The sequence below is a fragment of the Cellulomonas sp. Y8 genome (genome assembly GCF_008033115.1).
In the GTDB taxonomy this organism is placed as follows: domain Bacteria; phylum Actinomycetota; class Actinomycetes; order Actinomycetales; family Cellulomonadaceae; genus Cellulomonas.
Map to the genome: position 1 here is coordinate 3,450,897 of NZ_CP041203.1, position 15,873 is coordinate 3,466,769.

General features: G+C 76.4%; 16 protein-coding genes, 2 pseudogenes and 1 riboswitch. Of the genes and pseudogenes, 11 read left to right on the top strand and 7 right to left on the bottom strand.

From position 1 onward, the window contains the following. The first annotated feature begins 79 nt into the window (after positions 1–79). From erm to FKM96_RS15630, 3 genes and pseudogenes are all read left to right on the top strand, one after another. Positions 80–889, top strand: a complete 810-nt coding sequence (gene erm / locus FKM96_RS15620) for a 23S ribosomal RNA methyltransferase Erm (RefSeq protein ID WP_147796012.1) — start codon at positions 80–82, stop codon at positions 887–889. A 10-nt stretch (positions 890–899) separates the two neighbouring features. After that, positions 900–1,975: pseudogene (locus FKM96_RS15625) on the top strand (biotin/lipoate A/B protein ligase family protein). Between the two features lie 99 nt (positions 1,976–2,074). Next, a complete protein-coding gene (locus tag FKM96_RS15630) occupies positions 2,075–2,473 on the top strand; it encodes a YccF domain-containing protein (protein ID WP_147796013.1) in 399 nt (132 codons plus the stop codon). A gap of 21 nt (positions 2,474–2,494) precedes the next feature. Here the strand turns inward: FKM96_RS15630 and FKM96_RS15635 are convergent, their stop codons facing one another. From FKM96_RS15635 to FKM96_RS15650, 4 genes are read right to left on the bottom strand one after another with little or no spacing between them, the layout of a single operon-like run. Continuing rightward, positions 2,495–2,878, bottom strand: coding sequence for a DUF202 domain-containing protein (locus FKM96_RS15635; RefSeq protein ID WP_147796014.1), 384 nt, complete (start codon positions 2,876–2,878; stop codon positions 2,495–2,497). Continuing rightward, positions 2,875–3,246 carry a YidH family protein gene (locus FKM96_RS15640; protein ID WP_147796015.1) on the bottom strand — a complete coding sequence of 124 codons (372 nt, stop codon included), beginning with the start codon at positions 3,244–3,246 and terminating at the stop codon, positions 2,875–2,877. Before FKM96_RS15640 ends, FKM96_RS15635 begins: the two co-directional genes overlap by 4 nt. Next, the gene (locus FKM96_RS15645) at positions 3,243–4,016 is read right to left on the bottom strand and encodes a YggS family pyridoxal phosphate-dependent enzyme (protein ID WP_147796016.1); all 774 of its coding nucleotides are present in this window, start codon (positions 4,014–4,016) and stop codon (positions 3,243–3,245) included. Before FKM96_RS15645 ends, FKM96_RS15640 begins: the two co-directional genes overlap by 4 nt. Before the next feature lie 50 nt (positions 4,017–4,066). Then, positions 4,067–5,113, bottom strand: a complete 1,047-nt coding sequence (locus FKM96_RS15650; RefSeq protein WP_210417286.1) for a YafY family protein — start codon at positions 5,111–5,113, stop codon at positions 4,067–4,069. Between the two features lie 86 nt (positions 5,114–5,199). Between FKM96_RS15650 and FKM96_RS15655 the strand changes: the two genes are divergently transcribed. Both FKM96_RS15655 and FKM96_RS15660 read left to right on the top strand, forming a co-directional pair. Continuing rightward, positions 5,200–6,192, top strand: a complete 993-nt coding sequence (locus FKM96_RS15655; protein ID WP_147797166.1) for an ABC transporter ATP-binding protein — start codon at positions 5,200–5,202, stop codon at positions 6,190–6,192. Then, the gene (locus FKM96_RS15660; RefSeq protein WP_147796017.1) at positions 6,189–7,010 is read left to right on the top strand and encodes an ABC transporter permease; all 822 of its coding nucleotides are present in this window, start codon (positions 6,189–6,191) and stop codon (positions 7,008–7,010) included. The genes FKM96_RS15655 and FKM96_RS15660 overlap by 4 nt, the downstream gene beginning before the upstream one ends. Positions 7,011–7,039: 29 nt before the next feature. Here FKM96_RS15660 and ybaK read toward each other — a convergent pair whose 3' ends face one another. Next, a complete protein-coding gene (gene ybaK / locus FKM96_RS15665; RefSeq protein WP_147796018.1) occupies positions 7,040–7,537 on the bottom strand; it encodes a Cys-tRNA(Pro) deacylase in 498 nt (165 codons plus the stop codon). A gap of 46 nt (positions 7,538–7,583) precedes the next feature. After that, a riboswitch (TPP riboswitch) is annotated at positions 7,584–7,692 on the top strand. Between the two features lie 55 nt (positions 7,693–7,747). Here ybaK and FKM96_RS15670 point away from each other — a divergent pair. The 4 genes from FKM96_RS15670 to FKM96_RS15685 are packed head-to-tail and all read left to right on the top strand — an operon-like array spanning position 7,748 to position 11,501. Then, a complete protein-coding gene (locus tag FKM96_RS15670) occupies positions 7,748–8,410 on the top strand; it encodes a YkoF family thiamine/hydroxymethylpyrimidine-binding protein (RefSeq protein WP_147796019.1) in 663 nt (220 codons plus the stop codon). Next, on the top strand, positions 8,403–9,032 hold the full coding sequence (locus tag FKM96_RS15675; protein WP_246855017.1) for an ECF transporter S component: 630 nt from the start codon (positions 8,403–8,405) through the stop codon (positions 9,030–9,032). Before FKM96_RS15670 ends, FKM96_RS15675 begins: the two co-directional genes overlap by 8 nt. Then, on the top strand, positions 9,025–10,764 hold the full coding sequence (locus tag FKM96_RS15680; protein WP_147796020.1) for an ABC transporter ATP-binding protein: 1,740 nt from the start codon (positions 9,025–9,027) through the stop codon (positions 10,762–10,764). The genes FKM96_RS15675 and FKM96_RS15680 overlap by 8 nt, the downstream gene beginning before the upstream one ends. Further along, a complete protein-coding gene (locus FKM96_RS15685) occupies positions 10,761–11,501 on the top strand; it encodes an energy-coupling factor transporter transmembrane protein EcfT (protein ID WP_147796021.1) in 741 nt (246 codons plus the stop codon). Before FKM96_RS15680 ends, FKM96_RS15685 begins: the two co-directional genes overlap by 4 nt. 106 nt (positions 11,502–11,607) lie before the next feature. Here FKM96_RS15685 and FKM96_RS15690 read toward each other — a convergent pair whose 3' ends face one another. Both FKM96_RS15690 and FKM96_RS15695 read right to left on the bottom strand, forming a co-directional pair. After that, a complete protein-coding gene (locus tag FKM96_RS15690) occupies positions 11,608–12,264 on the bottom strand; it encodes a VIT1/CCC1 transporter family protein (protein WP_147796022.1) in 657 nt (218 codons plus the stop codon). Positions 12,265–12,379: 115 nt separating this feature from the next. Then, positions 12,380–15,020: pseudogene (locus tag FKM96_RS15695) on the bottom strand (DEAD/DEAH box helicase). Between FKM96_RS15695 and rnhA the strand changes: the two are divergent. Both rnhA and FKM96_RS15705 read left to right on the top strand, forming a co-directional pair. Beyond that, a complete protein-coding gene (gene rnhA, locus FKM96_RS15700; protein WP_147796023.1) occupies positions 15,019–15,483 on the top strand; it encodes a ribonuclease HI in 465 nt (154 codons plus the stop codon). The pseudogene FKM96_RS15695 and the gene rnhA overlap by 2 nt on opposite strands. A gap of 103 nt (positions 15,484–15,586) precedes the next feature. Then, the gene (locus FKM96_RS15705) at positions 15,587–15,856 is read left to right on the top strand and encodes an HPr family phosphocarrier protein (RefSeq protein WP_147796024.1); all 270 of its coding nucleotides are present in this window, start codon (positions 15,587–15,589) and stop codon (positions 15,854–15,856) included. The last annotated feature ends 17 nt before the right edge of the window (positions 15,857–15,873 follow it).

A 15,873-nucleotide genomic window follows, 5' to 3' on the forward strand; every position in this document is an offset into this window, starting at 1 on the left:
CTGAGCACCCGGAGCCGGGCCGAACCTTCGCTTCCGCCCCTCCGGGTGCTCCGTCCTGCCTGCGACTGGAGCACCTCCCGTGCGACACCCCCACGGCGGCCGGCACGAGCTCGGCCAGAACTTCCTGCACCACCGTCCGACCGTCGACGCCGTCGTGCGCCTGGCCGGCGCGACCGACGGGCCCGTCCTCGAGATCGGCGCCGGCGACGGCGCGCTGACCCGGCCGCTCGCCGGCCTCGGCCGCGACGTGCTCGCGGTCGAGGTCGACCCGCGCCGGGCCGACCGGCTCCGCGCCCGCGCGCCCGGCGCCACCGTGCTGTGCGCGGACGCCCTGCGGGTGCCGCTCGACCGGCCGGTGGTGGTCGGCAACATCCCGTTCCACCTGACGACGCCGCTGCTGCGCCGGCTGCTGCACCACGGCCGGTGGCGGCACGCGGTGCTGCTGACCCAGTGGGAGGTGGCCCGCAAGCGCGCCGGGGTCGGCGGGCGGACGCTGCTCACGGCGCAGACCGACCCGTGGTTCGAGGTCGCGCTGCACGGCCGGGTACCCGCCGACGCGTTCCGGCCGCGGCCCTCGGTCGACGGCGGGCTGCTGACCGTCGCCCGGCGCGACCGCCCGCTGGTCGACCCGGGCGAGCGCGACGGCTACCAGCGCTTCGTGGGGGCCGTGTTCACCGGCGCGGGCCGGGGGCTCGACCAGGTGCTGGCGCGGGCGGCGCGGGTCCCGGGCGCGACGGCCCGGCGGGCGCTGGCGGACGCGGGGGTGCCGCCGCGCGCGCTGCCGCGGGACCTGCGCCCGGAGCAGTGGGCGGCCCTGTGGCGGGCGCTCGGTGCCCGGCGTGGGGCCGGGACCTCCGTCCACCGGCGACCACGCCGGTCAGGGGCCTAGGATCGGGACCGTGCGTGGCGAGTACAAGGTCCCCGGCGGCAAGCTCGTGGCAGCGGACGTGGAGGTGGCAGGCGGGGCGCTCACCGAGGTGAGCGTCAGCGGCGACTTCTTCCTCGAGCCCGACGCCGCCCTGGCGGTCATCGACGAGTCCCTGCGCGGCCGGCCCGCCGACGCGCGGGTCGCCGACCTGACGACGGCGATCGAGGACGGCCTGCGCCGCGCCGAGGCCGACGGCCGGTTCGACGCCCCGGTGCAGATGGTCGGGTTCACGCCCGAGGCCGTGGCGATCGCCGTGCGGCGCGCCCTCGGCCACGCGACGTCCTGGCAGGACCACACGTTCGAGCTGATCCACCCCGGCCCGCTGCCGCCCGCCGTGCTGGGGGCGCTGGACCAGGTGCTGACCGAGGAGCTCGCGGCCGGCCGGCGCGGTCCGACGCTGCGGTTCTGGGAGTGGGACGAGCGCGCCGTGTTCATCGGCTCGTTCCAGTCGCTGCGCAACGAGGTCGACCCCGAGGGCGTGGCCAAGCACGAGGTGACCGTCGTCCGGCGGATCTCCGGCGGCGGGGCCATGTTCATGGAGGCCGGCAACTGCATCACGTTCTCGCTCGTGGTGCCGGCGTCGCTGGTCGACGGCCTGTCGTTCGAGCAGTCCTACCGGTTCCTCGACGACTGGGTGATCGGCGCCCTCGCCGACGTGGGCGTCACCGCGACGTTCTCCGGGCTGAACGACATCGCGTCCCCGGCGGGCAAGATCGCGGGCTCCGCGCAGAAGCGCCTGGCCGGCGGGGCCGTCCTGCACCACATGACGATGGCTACGACATCGACGCCGACAAGATGCTCGAGGTGCTGCGGATCGGCCGCGAGAAGCTGTCCGACAAGGGCACGACCAGCGCGAACAAGCGCGTCGACCCGGTGCGGTCCCAGACGGGGCTGCCGCGCGAGCAGGTCATCGACGCGTTCGTCGCGCACTTCCGGTCGCGGTACCGGACGGTCGACGGCGACCTGCGTCCCGAGGAGCTGGAGCGGGCGCAGCAGCTCGTCGAGGAGAAGTTCGGCAACCCGGAGTGGACCGCGCGCGTGCCGTGACGCGCCCGGCCCGATCCGGGCCCGGGCCGCCGCAGGACCAGGGTCGGGTCGGGGGAACCCCGGATGCGCGGGCGGGTCGCGGCCTGCCACGCTGGACGGGTGAAGGCGCTCCTCAACATCATCTGGCTGCTGTTCGGCGGCATCTGGCTCGCGCTCGGCTACGTCCTGGCCGGGATCATCTGCTGCGTGCTGATCGTGACCATCCCGTTCGGCATCGCGTCGTTCCGCATGGCGTCCTACGCGCTGTGGCCCTTCGGCCGCACGATCGTGGACCGGCCGACCGCCGGCGCCATGTCGACGATCGGCAACGTCGTCTGGATCCTCGTCGCCGGCTGGTGGCTGGTCCTCGGGCACCTCACCACGGCGCTCGCGCAGGCCGTGACGATCGTCGGGATCCCGCTGGCGATCGCGAACCTCAAGATGATCCCGGTGTCGCTGGTCCCGCTCGGCAAGGAGATCGTGCCGACCGACCGGGCGTTCGTGGCGTACGGGCACTGAGCCCGGCGCCTGCCCGGCGCGTCAGCCCGCGGCGTGCCGCAGCACCGCGACCAGCGCGACCACGCCGAGCAGGGCCGCGGCCAGCGCCGTCGCGCCGAGCGCCCCGCCGCCCGGCGTGCGGGCGCCGTCGGGGGCCGGGGCGCCGGGCCCGCGGTCGGGGTGCGCGTCGTCGACGACCCCCGCCCAGGAGGCGGCCCGGTGCGCGCCGGCGCGGTCGAGCGCGAGGGCGCCGAGCAGGCCGAGCACCACGAGGACCCACACGGCGGGCCCGGCCCACGGCTCGAGCACCCGGCCGGCGACCAGGGAGCCGACCGCGACCGAGAGCGAGGTGCGCCGCCAGGCCAGCGCCGTGCGCTCCGGCTGCGCTCCGGGCGGGGCGGCGTGCGCCGGGGTGCCGGCGCTCACCGCAGCAGCAGCCCGACGAGCACCAGCACCCCGGCCAGCGCCACGCCCGCCGCGAGCGGGCCGCTGAACGCCGGCGCGGGCAGCGGCTGCCGCTCACGCAGCGCGCGCTCCGCCCGCGCCCAGCCGAACCAGGCCTGCGCCGGGGCCGCGATCCCGAGGAGGATCAGCAGCACCGCCGCGGCGAGGCGCAGGTGCGGCTCGACGGGCAGGTCCAGGGCCTCCAGGGCGACGCCGCCCGCCAGCAGGGCGAGCGCCGTGCGGACCCAGGCGAGGAACGTGCGCTCGTTGGCGAGCGAGAACCGGCCGTCAGGCTCGGTGCCGCGGGCGTAGACGCGCCGGGGGAACCGGCGGTCGGCGGGGGCGCTCACGCGTCCGGGCCCGTGGGTGCCACGGGGGCCGGACGGGCCCCGAACACGGCCGTCCCCACCCGGACGATCGTCGCGCCCTCGGCCACCGCGGCCTCCAGGTCGCGGCTCATCCCCATGGAGAGCTCCAGGGCGTCGCCGGTGCCGGCCTCCCCGCTGCCCGCGACCTTGTCCCGCAGGTCGCGCAGCGCGGCGTACCCGGCGCGCACGGCCCGCTCGTCGGGGGTGTTCGCGCCGACGGTCATGAAGCCGCGCAGCCGCAGACGGTCGTGCCCGGCGACGGCCCGGACGACGTCGAGCGCGTCCTGCGGCGCGGCACCGTGCTTGGTCGGCTCGCCGGAGACGTTGACCTGCACCAGCACGTCCAGCGTCCGGTCGTCGTCGGCGCACCGGCGCGCGAGCCGGTCGGCCAGGGCCGCCGAGTCGACGCTCTGCACGCAGGTGGCCCAGCGCAGGGCGGCGTTCACCTTGTTGGACTGCAGCGGGCCGATGAGGTGCAGCTCGGGCGCGAGGTCGGTGAGCTCCGGCCCCTTGGCGACGAGCTCCTGCACCCGGTTCTCGCCGAGCAGCACCCGGCGGGCCGCGCCTGCGGTGGTGGCGGCGCCGGCGATGTCTGCGAGGACGGCGGCGCGCACGGTGGCGGCGTCCTGGGTCTTGGTGGCGAGCAGCAGCCGGACGGAGCCGGCGGGGCGACCCGCCGCGGACTCGGCGGCCGCGATCCGGGACCGGACGCGCGCCAGCCGCTCCGCCAGCTCGGTCGCCCCGGTCGTCATGTGCCCGACCCTAATCGCTCGTGGGCCGGCCGACGGCGGGCGACCGGCGGTCAGGCCGGGTCCGGCGCCGGCTCGCCAGACGCCGGCGCGTCCGCCCCCGCCGCGTACCGCCCCGCGAGCTCCCGCGCCGCCGTCCGCAGCTCCGGCGGCCCGACGACGCGCAGGGGCACGTCGAACATCCCCAGCCACGCCGCCAGCCCGACCCAGGACCACGACCCGGCGACGACCCGGCACCGCTCGGCGTCGAGCGGCTCGACCACGTCCGCGGGCCCCGCCCAGCGCGCCACCAGCGACGCCGGCGCGTCGAGCACCGCCTCGCCGCGGCACGGCTGGGTCACGCCGGCGAACTGCTGCTGCAGGTACGCCGCCACGTCGGGGGCGGGCAGGTCCCGCCGCTCGAACCGCGGCCCGGTCGGGGTGCGCGGGTGCAGCCGGTCGACCCGGAACGTGCGCCAGTCGCGGCGGTCCAGGTCCCAGGCGACGAGGTACCAGCGGCGGCCGCGGGTGGCCAGGTGGTGCGGCTCGACCCGGCGCGGCGGTCCGTCGGGGGCGTCGCGGGTCCCGCTCCCGTCGGCCGCGGGCGCCGCGTAGTCGAACCGCAGCACCTCCCGCGCCCGGATGGCGGCGCCGACCGCCGTCAGCCGCTCGGTGTCCACGTGCTCCTCAGCGGGGTCGGGCGGCCGGCGCACGGCGGTGAGGTCGAGCCCTTCGACCCGGGCCCGCAGCCGCGCGGGCAGCACCTGGCGCAGGGTGGCCAGCGCGCGGGCCGCGGCCTCGTCGAGCCCGTCGACGCCCGTGGTCGCGGTCTGCAGGGCCACGGTGAGGGCGACCACCTGCTCGTCGTCGAGCGTCAACGGCGGCATCGCGGTGCCGGCCGCGAGCCGGTACCCGCCGTCGGGGCCCTTGGTGGCGTGCACCGGGTAGCCGAGGGCGCGCAGCCGGTCGACGTCCCGGCGGACCGTCCGCGGGCTGACGCCGAGGCGGCCCGCGAGCACGTCGCCCGGCCAGTCGCGCCGGGTCTGCAGCAGGGACAGCAGGGCGAGCAGCCGCGACGACGGCGTCGCCGGGGCGTCGGCCAGGTCGGGGAGCGCGGTCATGCCGCACAGTCTGCTCCAGGTAGCGGACAGGACCTGACCGCTACCCGCGCCACGGTGGTGCCATGACCAGCAGAGGGGAACCCGCCATGATCCGCACCAGGGGACTGACCAAGGACTTCGCCGGGGGCAAGGGGCCGACCGTGCACGCCGTGCGCGGCCTGGACCTCGACATCGCGCCGGGGGAGCTCGTCGCCGTGCTGGGCCCGAACGGGGCCGGCAAGACCACGACCATCCGGATGCTCACCACGCTGATCGCACCGACCTCGGGCACCGCCGAGGTCGCGGGGGCGGACGTCGCCCGCGAGCCCGGCACCGTGCGCCGCCGGATCGGCTACGTCGGCCAGGGCAACGGCGCGGGCCACGCGCAGCGCGCGGCAGACGAGCTCGTCGTGCAGGGCACCATCTACGGGCTGGACCGCCGGGACGCGCGCCGCCGGGCCGCCGAGCTCATGGACCAGCTGGACCTGGAGCCGCTCGCCCGCCGCAAGGTGTCCGACCTGTCCGGCGGGCAGCGTCGCCGGCTCGACGTCGCGCTCGGCCTGGTGCACGCGCCCCGGCTGCTGTTCCTGGACGAGCCGTCGACGGGCCTCGACCCGCACAACCGGGCCAACCTGTGGGAGCACATCCTCCGGCTGCGGGAGCGGCACGCGATGACGGTCGTGCTCACCACGCACTACCTGGACGAGGCCGACCAGATGGCCGAGCGGGTGGTCGTCGTGGACGAGGGCCGGGTGATCGCGGACGACACCGCCGCGGCGCTCAAGCACACGCTCGCGGGGGACCGGCTGGTGCTGGCGGTCGCCGACCCCGCGGACGCGCCGGCGCTCGCGGAGGTCGCCGCCCGGGCGCCCGGCGCCCGCGACGTCGAGGTGGACGGGGCCGAGGTCCGCGCCCGCGTCGCCGACGCCCCCACCGCGCTGCCCGCTGTGCTCGCCGCCGCCGGCGCGCGCGGCCTCGCCGTCGCCCGGGCCGAGGGCCACCAGCCCACGCTCGACGACGTCTTCCTGACCCTCACCGGCCGCAGCCTCCGCGAGGAGGGGGCCGCGCGCTCGACCGACCCCGTGGAGGTGGCGGCATGACCGCGACGACCGCTCCGACCCTGCCCACCGAGACCCTGCCCGCGCGCGAGGCGACCCGGTCCTGGTGGGGCGACGCCTGGCTCGTGATGACCCGCGAGCTGCTGCCGACCGTGCGCGACCCGTTCTCCGTCGTGTTCGGGCTGATCCAGCCCGTCGTGTTCCTCGGCCTGTTCGGGCCGCTGCTGGCCGGGTCCGTCGGCGACGGGCTGCCCGGCGGGGACGTCTGGGCCTGGTTCGTGCCCGGGATCCTCGTGATGACGACGCTGTTCGGGACGTCGACGACCGGGGCGAACCTGCTGTTCGAGATGCAGACCGGCGCCCACGAGCGGCTGCTGGTCACCCCGCTGGCCCGGTCGGCGCAGCTGGTCGGCCGGTCCTGGAAGGAGATGGTGCCGATCGTGGCGCAGTCGGTCGTCGTCGTGGCGGTGATGCTGCCGTTCGGGTTCTCGTTCAGCCCGGCCGGCGCGCTGCTGGGGCTGGTGCTGCTCGCGGTGTTCGGCGTCGGGATCGGGTCGCTGTCCTACGCGCTCGCGATCGCGGTCCGGAAGCAGGACTGGATGTTCTGGGCCGTGCAGCAGACCCTGCTGTTCCCGCTGCTCATCCTGTCCGGGATGCTGCTGCCGCTGGAGACGGGGCCGCAGTGGATGCAGGCCGCGGCGGACGTGAACCCGCTGCGGTACGTCGTGGACGCCGAGCGCGCGCTGTTCGCCGGGGACCTGGCGTCCTCGACGGTCGCGTGGGGCGCGGTGGCGGCGGTGCTGACCGCCGGCCTCGGGCTGCTCGTGGGGGTGCGGACGCTGGCGCGGAGCGCGCGGTAGCGGCGGTCCGGTGGCGGACGCGCGGGCGGTCAGCCGCGCGCGATGTCCGCCACCGTGGCCGAGGTGAGCCGGATCAGGTCGTCCGGGGCCAGCTCGACGTCGAGGCCCCGGCGGCCGCCCGACACGAACACCGTGTCGAACAGCTGCACGGTCTCGTCGACGACGGTCGGGTGCGCGGTCTTCTGGCCGAGCGGGGAGATGCCGCCGACCACGTACCCCGTGGCGCGCTCCGCCGCGGCGGGGTCGGCCATCACGGCCTTCTTGCCGCCGACCGCGTGGGCCAGCGCCTTGAGGTCGAGCTTCCCCGCGACGGGCACCACCGCGACGGTGAGCGTCCCGTCGACCGACGCCATCAGGGTCTTGTAGACCTGCTCGGAGTCGATGCCGAGCACCTCGGCGGCCTCCAGGCCGTAGCCGACCGTGCTGCGGGGGTCGTGGTCGTACGCGTGCGCCGTGTGCGGGACCCCGGCGGCGGCCAGCGCGACCAGCGCGGGCGTCCCAGACGGCGCGTTCTTGGACCTGCTCACGGGGTCAGCCTAGGACGCCGCCCGGGCGTCCCGGGGCTGCTAGCGTGCGGGTGAGCACGGGAGTCCGGTGAGCCGGGCTGAGAGGGAGTACTCGAACTCCGACCGTAGAACCTGATCTGGATCATGCCAGCGCAGGGAGCGACATCTCGCAGGATGCCGGGCACCCGTCCGCCGTCCTCCCGTGCTGATCCGACCAGCACAGGAGGACGCATGATCCCGACACCGCCGTCGACGCCCGCCCGGCCCGCGGAGGCCGCCGACCTGGTGGCCGACCCGCTCCGGTTCGGGGTCGGCGCCCGCGTCACCGTCGCGGTGATGTCCGACCGGTACGCCGAGACGATCCTCGGCGTGCTCGGCTCCGTGGCCACGGACGGCCTGGTCGTGCAGACCGGCGACGTGAGCACCTACGTCGGCGGCGCCGAGGCGGACCTGCTCCGGTACGTCACGGACCTCGTCGACGCGGTGGCCGCCACCGGCGAGCACGCGGCGGTCACGCTGCACCTGTCCCGCGGCTGCCCCGGCGAGGTGCGGTGCGCGCTGCCCGGAGGTGCGGGCCCGCGCGCGGTCGCGCTGCCGCCGGGCCGGCGCACCGGCCGGTCGGGCGCGGCCGAGTGGGCGCTGTACCCGCTCGCGGACGACGTCCGGGCCGGGGTGGAGCCCGATCACATGCGCGACATCGAGGCGGCGATCGAGCTGGCGCGGGGGAACGGGACCTTCCGCGGCTCCGAGCACTTCGTCACGCGGCTGGAGGGCGACGTGGGCGCGCTCGTGGAGACCGTCGTCGGCGCGTGGGCGCGGGTCGGCCGCAGCGTCCAGCACGTCACCAGCCACGTCACCTTCTCGCTCAACAGCCCGACCCGGTCCCGTGGCTGAGCGCGTCCCGGGCGGGCGGCTGCGCGAGCCGCTCGCGCTGAAGGGCATCGTGCTCATGGTCGTCCTCGGGGTGGTCTTCGGGTTCCTGTACTGGGCGCTGGTCCAGGCGTGGAACGGGCTCGCGGTGCTGATGGGTCCCGCGGGCGACCTCGCGCAGCACGTGCTGCTCGGCGGCTGGCTGCTGGTGGCGCCGATCGCGGTCGCGATCATCCGGCGGCCCGGCGTCGGCGTGCTCGCCGAGGTGCTGGCCTCCGTGGTCGAGGTGGTGTTCCTCGGGTCGCCGGTCGGGCCGCTGCTGGTCGTCGCCGCGCTGCTCCAGGGCCTCGGCAGCGAGATCCCGTTCGCGCTCGGGCGGTACCGGCGGTTCGGCTGGACCCGGTTCGCCGTCTCGGGGCTGCTCGGCGCGACGCTCGTGTTCGGGTGGTCGGCGTTCCGGTTCGGCTGGTACGGGCAGGACGTGCTCGTCCTGCGGTTCGTGCTGCAGGCCGCGTCGGGCGTCGTCCTCGGCGGGCTGCTGGCGAAGGTGGTCGTCGACGCCCTGCACCGCACCGGGGTGCTGGACGGGTTCGCGATCGGGCGCGCGGCGGCCGTCGGACGCGAGCCCGTGGCGCGGCGTGGCTGAGCAGGCGGCGGGTCCGGCAGCCGTGCTCGACGTCGCCGGGCTCGAGGCGGTGCTCGACGGCGGCGCGGGCGTCGGCCCCGTCGACCTGCGGCTGGCGCCGGGGGAGCAGGTGCTCGTGCTCGGCCCGTCCGGCGCGGGCAAGTCGACGCTGCTGCGGTGCCTGCACGGCGCCGTCCCGCACGCGGTGCCCGCGCGGCTCTCGGGACGGGTCGTGGTCGCGGGCCGCTCCGTCGCGCAGCACGGCGTCGCGGCGCTCGCGGACGTGGTCGGGGTGCTCGCGCAGGACCCCGAGACCGGGGTCTGCCTGGCGGACGTCGCGGACGAGGTCGCCTTCCCGCTGGAGAACCTCGGGACGCCGCCCGGCGCGATCGGGCCGGCGGTGGCGGCGGCGCTCGGGGCCGCGGGCGCCGCGCACCTGGCCGGCCGCCGCACGGACGCGCTCTCCGGCGGCGAGCTGCAGCGGGTCGCGCTCGCGGCCGCGGTGGTGACCCGCCCCCGGCTCCTGCTGCTCGACGAGCCGACGTCCATGCTGGACGCCGACGGCGCCGAGGCGGTGCGGGCGGCGCTGGCCGCGGCGCGGGCGTCGACGGGCGCGGCGTGCGTGCTGGTCGAGCACCGGCTGGACGCGCTCGCGGGGGACTCGGGCGTGGCCGGCCTGCCCGGTCGGTGGGTGGTGCTGTCCGCCGACGGGCGGGTCACCCACGACGGTCCCGCGGCCGACGTGGCGCGGGAGGCGGGGCACGAGCTGCTCGCCCGCGGCTGCTGGCTGCCCGAGGACGTCGAGCTCGCGGTGGCGCTCGGGGGCGCGGTGGGGGAGCCGGGGGCGTTCGACCTGCTGCCGGGGCTGGCCGAGGAGGCGCCGCCGGCGCGCGCCCCGGCCGCCGGACGGGGGGAGGTGCTGCTGGCCGCCCGGGGGCTGGCGGTCGGCCGGCGGCCCGCGGGTCGAGCGGCCCGCCGTCGGCCAGCCGCGGAGCCCGTGCTCCGCGACGTGGACCTCCGGCTGCGGGCCGGCGAGGTCGTGGCGGTCGTCGGGGCCAACGGCTCGGGCAAGTCCACGCTCGTCGCCACCCTCGCGGGCGTGCTGCCCCCGCTCGCGGGCGTCGTCGAGGGCGCGCGCCCCGGGCTGGTCGTGCAGAACCCCGAGCACCAGCTCGCGGGGCGCACGGTGGCGGCGGAGGTCGCCGTCGGGCTGCCGCCCGGCCCCGCCACGGACGCGCGGGTGGCCGCCGCGCTCGCCCGGTCCGGCCTCACCGCGCTCGCCGACCGGGACCCGCACCGGCTGTCCGGCGGCGAGCAGCGCCGGCTGAGCCTGGCCGCGATGCTCGTCCACGACCGCCCGGTCCTGCTGGCGGACGAACCGACGTTCGGGCTCGACCGGCACGGCACCACGGCCGTGCTGCGGGCGCTCGCGGACCAGGCCCGCGCCGGGCGGGCCGTGCTGCTCACCTGCCACGACCTGCGGGCGGTGGCGTCGGTCGCGGACCGGGTGCTGGTCGTCGCCGACGGCGGGCTGGTCGCGGACGTGGACCCGCTCGCGCTCCTGCGGGAGCCGCGCCTCCTCGGCGCCGCGCGGCTGCGGCCGTCGCGGCTCCTGCGACGGCTCGTGGAGGTGGTCGGCGACGCGGACCGGCTGCGCGACGCGCTCGCCGCGCTGGACGCCCGCGCCCTGCGCGCGGCCGGCGCGCCCGACCCGGCCGGCGCGCCCGACCCGACGGAGGTGCCGGTCCCGTGACGGCGCTCGGTGCCCGGAACCCGACCGTCAAGCTGCTGCTCGTCGTCGCGGTGTCGCTCGCGACCCTCGCCCTGCTGGACCCGGCCGCGCTCGCCGCGCTGTACCTGCTCGGGCTCATGTCGGCCAGGTGGGGCGCCGGGGTGGGCGGCCGGCGGCTGCTGCTCGCCCAGGTGCCGTTCTGGACGTTCGGCGCGGGGGTGCTGCTGGTCAACGCGATGAGCCGGCCGGGGGCGGTCCTGGTCGCCGGCGGGCCGTTCCGGGTGACGCACGAGGGTCTGGTGGTCGGCGCGGCGCTCGCCCTGCGCGGGTGCGTGATCGGGGTCGCGACCGTCGCGTTCCTCGCGAGCACGCCGCCGCGGGACCTGATGGTGAGCCTGGTCCGGCACGCGAGGCTCAGCCCGCGGTACGCGTACGCGCTGCTGGCGGGCCACCGGATGCTCGCGGGGCTGCCGCGGCAGTGGGCGACGATCCGGGCGGCGCAGCTGGTCCGCGCCCCGCTCGGGCGGGACGGCCGGCCGCGCGAGGGCTGGCGCGGTCTGGCTCGGTCGGCGTTCGCGCTGCTGGTCGCGTCGATCCGCGGGTCCGAGCGCGTCGCGCTGGCGCTGGAGTCGCGCGGGCTCGCCGCCGGGCCGCGCACGGTCTGGCGCCCGGTCCCGCTGGGCGCCGCCGACGCCCTGCTGGCGGCCGGCGTGCTCGGCGTCCTCGCGCTGGTCGTGCTGGCGGCCGCCCGTCTCTGACGCCACCCGCCCGCTGCCGAGGTCGCCGGTTCCGGCCACGGAGGCCCCGGCGCAACCGACGACCCGGGGCGGAACCGTCGACCTCGGGGGCGCAGAGCCCGGTGGGTCAGAGCGCCAGGCCGACCAGGGAGCCGACGCCGTACGTGATCGCCATCGCCAGGCTGCCGCCCACGACGTTGCGGAGCACCGCGCGGCCGGCCGGGGCGCCACCCATGCGGGCGCTGACGGTGCCGGTCACCACGAGCGCCGCGACGACCGCCGCGAACGTCGCCACCACGCGCGCCTCGCCGCCCCACGGGCCGAGCATCGCGAGCAGGGGCACGACGCCGCCGACCACGAACGCCACGAGCGACGCGAGCGCCGCGTGCCACGGGTTGGTCAGCGACTCCTCGGCGTCCCGGACGCCGTGCGCGCGGAGCACCTTCTCCGCGTCGCGCTGGCTGCTGACCGAGACGTACTCACCCGCCGCCATCGACAGCGCGCCCGCGACCAGGGCGGCGACGCCGGCGACCGCGAGGGTCGCGAGCCCGGTCGCCGCACCCGCGACGCCGACCACGGTCGCGGCGACGGAGACGATGCCGTCGTTCGCGCCGAGCACGCCGGCGCGCAGCCAGTTCAGCCGCTCCGCGGTCGGCAGGACGACCGCGGACAGGGCGCCGGGACCGGGGTCGACGGAGCCCGGAGCGCCCGGTTCGGAGGCGCGCCGGGGCGCCGGGTCGGCGGTGCGGTCACGGTCCAGGAGGTGGGTCGACAGGGCGCTCATGGCAGCCACGGTAGGCCCGAGATGACGTCCTGTCATCACAGGAAAGGCTGCCCTGACCTGCGGAAACGCAGGTTTGCCTGTCCTTATCTGGAATCGATCAAGCCGTTCCCGCAGGTCAGAGCGGCCCCACCGCGAGCACCCGCAGCACGACCTCGCCGGCGGCGTCCGAGGCCGGCAGGTCGACCAGCGCGTCGATGCGCCAGTCGTGGTCGCCGGCCGGGTCGTCGAGCAGCTGGCGCACGAACCACAGGTCGCCGCGCGCACCCGCGTCGCCGTGCCCGGTGGGTCGCTCGTCGACCTGGAACAGCGCGGGCCCGCGGGCCGCCGGGCCGGTGAGGATCTCGTCGTGGTCGTCGTAGAACGGGTCGAGCGCGTCACCCCACCGGTCGGCGGTCCACGGCTGGTCCGCGGCGTCCTGGTCGCCGAGCGCCGCCAGCGCCGGGTACGCCTCGCGCGCGGCCAGGTCGACCCGGCGGAACAGCGCCCCGCGGACGAGCGCCCGGAACACCCGCTTGTTCACGGTGATCGGCGGGGGAGCGTCGTCCTCCGGCCGCGACTCGGTGACCGTGGCGTCGTCCAGGTCCTCCGGGTGCGCGAGCCGCTCCCACTCGTCGAGGAGGCTGGAGTCGGTGCGGCGCACCAGGTCGCCCAGCCACTCGACGATCTCGTGCAGCTCCTCGGTCCGCAGGTCGTCGGGCACGGTCTGCCGCAGCGCCCGGAACGCGTCCGCGAGGTAGCGCAGCAGCACGCCCTCGGTCCGGTCGAGCTGGTAGAGCGAGACGTACTCGGCGAAGGTCGCGGCGCGCTCGTGCATGTCGCGGACGACGGACTTCGGGGACAGCTCGTGGTCGGCGACCCACGGGTTGGTCTGCTTGTAGATCTGGAACGACGCGCCCAGCAGCTCGGCGAGCGGCTTCGGGTAGGACACGTCCTCGAGCAGCGCCATCCGCTCCTCGTACTCGATGCCGTCCGCCTTCATCGCCGCGACCGCCTCGCCGCGGGCGCGGTTCTCCTGCGCCGCGAGCACCTGGCGCGGGTCGTCCAGCGTCGCCTCGATGACCGACACCACGTCGTGCGCGTAGCCGGGGTCCTCCATGTCGAGCAGGTCGAGCGCCGCGTACGCGAACGGGGACAGCGGCTGGTTCAGCGCGAACGTCGGCGGCACGTCGAGGGTCAGCCGCACCGTCCGGCGCAGCCGCTCCGGGCCGGGGCCGTCCTCGACGACCCGCTCGACCACGCCGGCCGTGCGCAGCGACCGGTAGATGGCGATGGCCTGCCGGACCAGCCGGCCCCTCGAAGCCTCGGGCTCGTGGTTGTCGAGCAGCAGGTGCTTCATCGTCTCGACGGGGTCGCCGGTCGGGCGGGCCAGCACGTTGAGCACCATCGCGTGCGAGACGCCGAACGACGAGGTCAGCGGCTCGGGCTCGGCGTCGCGCAGGCGCTCGAACGTCTTGTCCGTCCAGTTGACCATCCCGGGCGGGGCCTGCTTGCGGACGATCTTCTTGAGCTTCTTCGGGTCGTCGCCGGCCTTCTGCAGGGCCTTGCGGTTCTCGATGACGTGCTCGGGCGCGAGCACGTACACCTCGCCCGTGGTGTCGAACCCGGCGCGGCCGGCGCGCCCGGCGATCTGGTGGAACTCGCGGGCGGACAGGTGCCGCATCCGGGTGCCGTCGTACTTCACCAGCGAGGTGAGCAGCACCGTGCGGATCGGCACGTTGATCCCGACGCCGAGGGGTGTCGGTGCCGCAGACGACCCGGAGCAGGCCCTTCTGGGTCAGCCGCTCGACGACCCGGCGGTACTTGGGCAGCATGCCCGCGTGGTGCACGCCGACGCCGTGCCGCAGCAGCCGGGACAGCGTCCTGCCGAAGCCCGGGCCGAACCGGAAGTCGCCCAGCTCGTCGGCGATCCGGTCGCGCTGCTCCCGGGAGGCGAGGGTCATCGACAGCAGCGCCTGCGCGCGCTCGACGGCCTCCTTCTGCGTGAAGTGCACGACGTACACGGGGGAGCGGCCGGTCTGCACCAGCATCTCCAGCAGCTCGTGCAGCGGCTCGACCTCGTAGGAGAACGTCAGCGGCACCGGCCGCTCGGCGCCCGCGACGACGGCGACGGGGACGTCGGTGCGCCGCTCGAGGTCGTCGACGAAGAACGACACGTCGCCGAGCGTCGCCGACATGAGCAGGAACTGGGCGCGCGGCAGCTCCAGCAGCGGCACCTGCCACGCCCAGCCGCGCTGCGGGTCGGCGTAGAAGTGGAACTCGTCCATCACGACCTGGCCGATGTCCGCGCCCGGGCCCTGGCGCAGCGCCTGGTTGGCCAGGATCTCCGCGGTGCAGCAGATGATCGGCGCGTCCGGGTTCACGGCGGAGTCGCCGGTCATCATGCCGACGTTGGCGGAGCCGAACGCCTCGACCAGCGCGAAGAACTTCTCGCTCACCAGCGCCTTGAGCGGGGCGGTGTAGTAGGTGCGGCGGCCCTGGGCGAGGGCGACGAAGTGCGCCGCGGTCGCGACCAGCGACTTCCCGGATCCGGTCGGCGTCGACAGGATGACGTGCGAGCCGGTCACCAGCTCCAGCAGCGCCTCGTCCTGGTGCGGGTAGAGGGCGAGCCCCTGGTCGGTGGCCCACCCGGTGAACGCCTCGTAGAGCGCGTCGGGGTCCCGGGGGTTCGCGGGGACGCGGTCGGCGAGGGTCCGGCGGTCGGTGGGGGGCACCGGCCGATCCTTCCACGGTTCGGCGGCCCTACAGTGGGCGACCATGAGCGACGCCCCCAGCAGCACCCCGCCCGCCGTCGAGATGTGGACGGACGGTGCCTGCAAGGGCAACCCGGGCGTCGGGGGCTGGGGCGCGCTGCTGCGCTCGAACGGGCACGAGCGCGAGCTGTTCGGCGGCGAGGCCGTCACGACGAACAACCGCATGGAGCTCACGGCCGTCATCGAGGGGCTGCGGGCGCTCAACCAGCAGTGCCGCGTCGACCTGCACGTCGACTCGCAGTACGTCATGCAGGGCGTGACCAAGTGGATCGCCGGGTGGAAGCGCAACGGCTGGCGCACCGCCGACAAGAAGCCCGTGAAGAACCAGGACCTGTGGCAGGCGCTCGACGAGCAGGTCGCCCGGCACGCGATCTCCTGGCACTGGGTGAAGGGCCACGCCGGCGACCCCGGGAACGAGCGGGCGGACCAGCTGGCGAACAAGGGCGTCGACGAGGTGCGCGCGGGCTGACCCCCGCGGCGCGCGGGCGCGCCTCCCCGCGGCTGGTCCAGACCAGTTACAGTCGGGGCGTGCCCAACGCCGGGCACGATCCCGCTCGCACCGGAGGTCAGGCATGGAACGGTCCGTCGTCGTCGCCATCGCGGAGGGTCTGCACGCCCGCCCCGCCGCCCTGTTCGTCGCGGAGGCCGGCAAGCAGCCGGTGCCCGTCACGGTCCGCAAGGGCGACGCCGCCCCGGTCCAGGCCGCGAGCATCCTCGGGGTGATGACCCTGGGCGCCGCCGCGGGCGAGACCGTCGTGCTCGCGACCGAGGCCGATGGCCCGGACGCCGAGGCCAGCCTGGACGCGCTGGAGAAGTTCCTGAGCCAGGTCGAGATCGCCTGACCCACCGCGAGGACGCA

Excerpts from the sequence above, each read along its gene's own strand:
- FKM96_RS15645 (WP_147796016.1), bottom strand. The coding sequence starts at position 4,016 with ATGACGACCGGGGCGACCGAGCTGGCGGAGCGGCTGGCGCGCGTCCGG.
- FKM96_RS15650 (WP_210417286.1), bottom strand. The coding sequence starts at position 5,113 with ATGACCGCGCTCCCCGACCTGGCCGACGCCCCGGCGACGCCGTCGTCG.
- FKM96_RS15655 (WP_147797166.1), top strand. The coding sequence starts at position 5,200 with ATGATCCGCACCAGGGGACTGACCAAGGACTTCGCCGGGGGCAAGGGG.
- FKM96_RS15660 (WP_147796017.1), top strand. The coding sequence starts at position 6,189 with ATGACCGCGACGACCGCTCCGACCCTGCCCACCGAGACCCTGCCCGCG.
- FKM96_RS15670 (WP_147796019.1), top strand. The coding sequence starts at position 7,748 with ATGATCCCGACACCGCCGTCGACGCCCGCCCGGCCCGCGGAGGCCGCC.
- FKM96_RS15690 (WP_147796022.1), bottom strand. The coding sequence starts at position 12,264 with ATGAGCGCCCTGTCGACCCACCTCCTGGACCGTGACCGCACCGCCGAC.
- rnhA (WP_147796023.1), top strand. The coding sequence starts at position 15,019 with ATGAGCGACGCCCCCAGCAGCACCCCGCCCGCCGTCGAGATGTGGACG.
- FKM96_RS15705 (WP_147796024.1), top strand. The coding sequence starts at position 15,587 with ATGGAACGGTCCGTCGTCGTCGCCATCGCGGAGGGTCTGCACGCCCGC.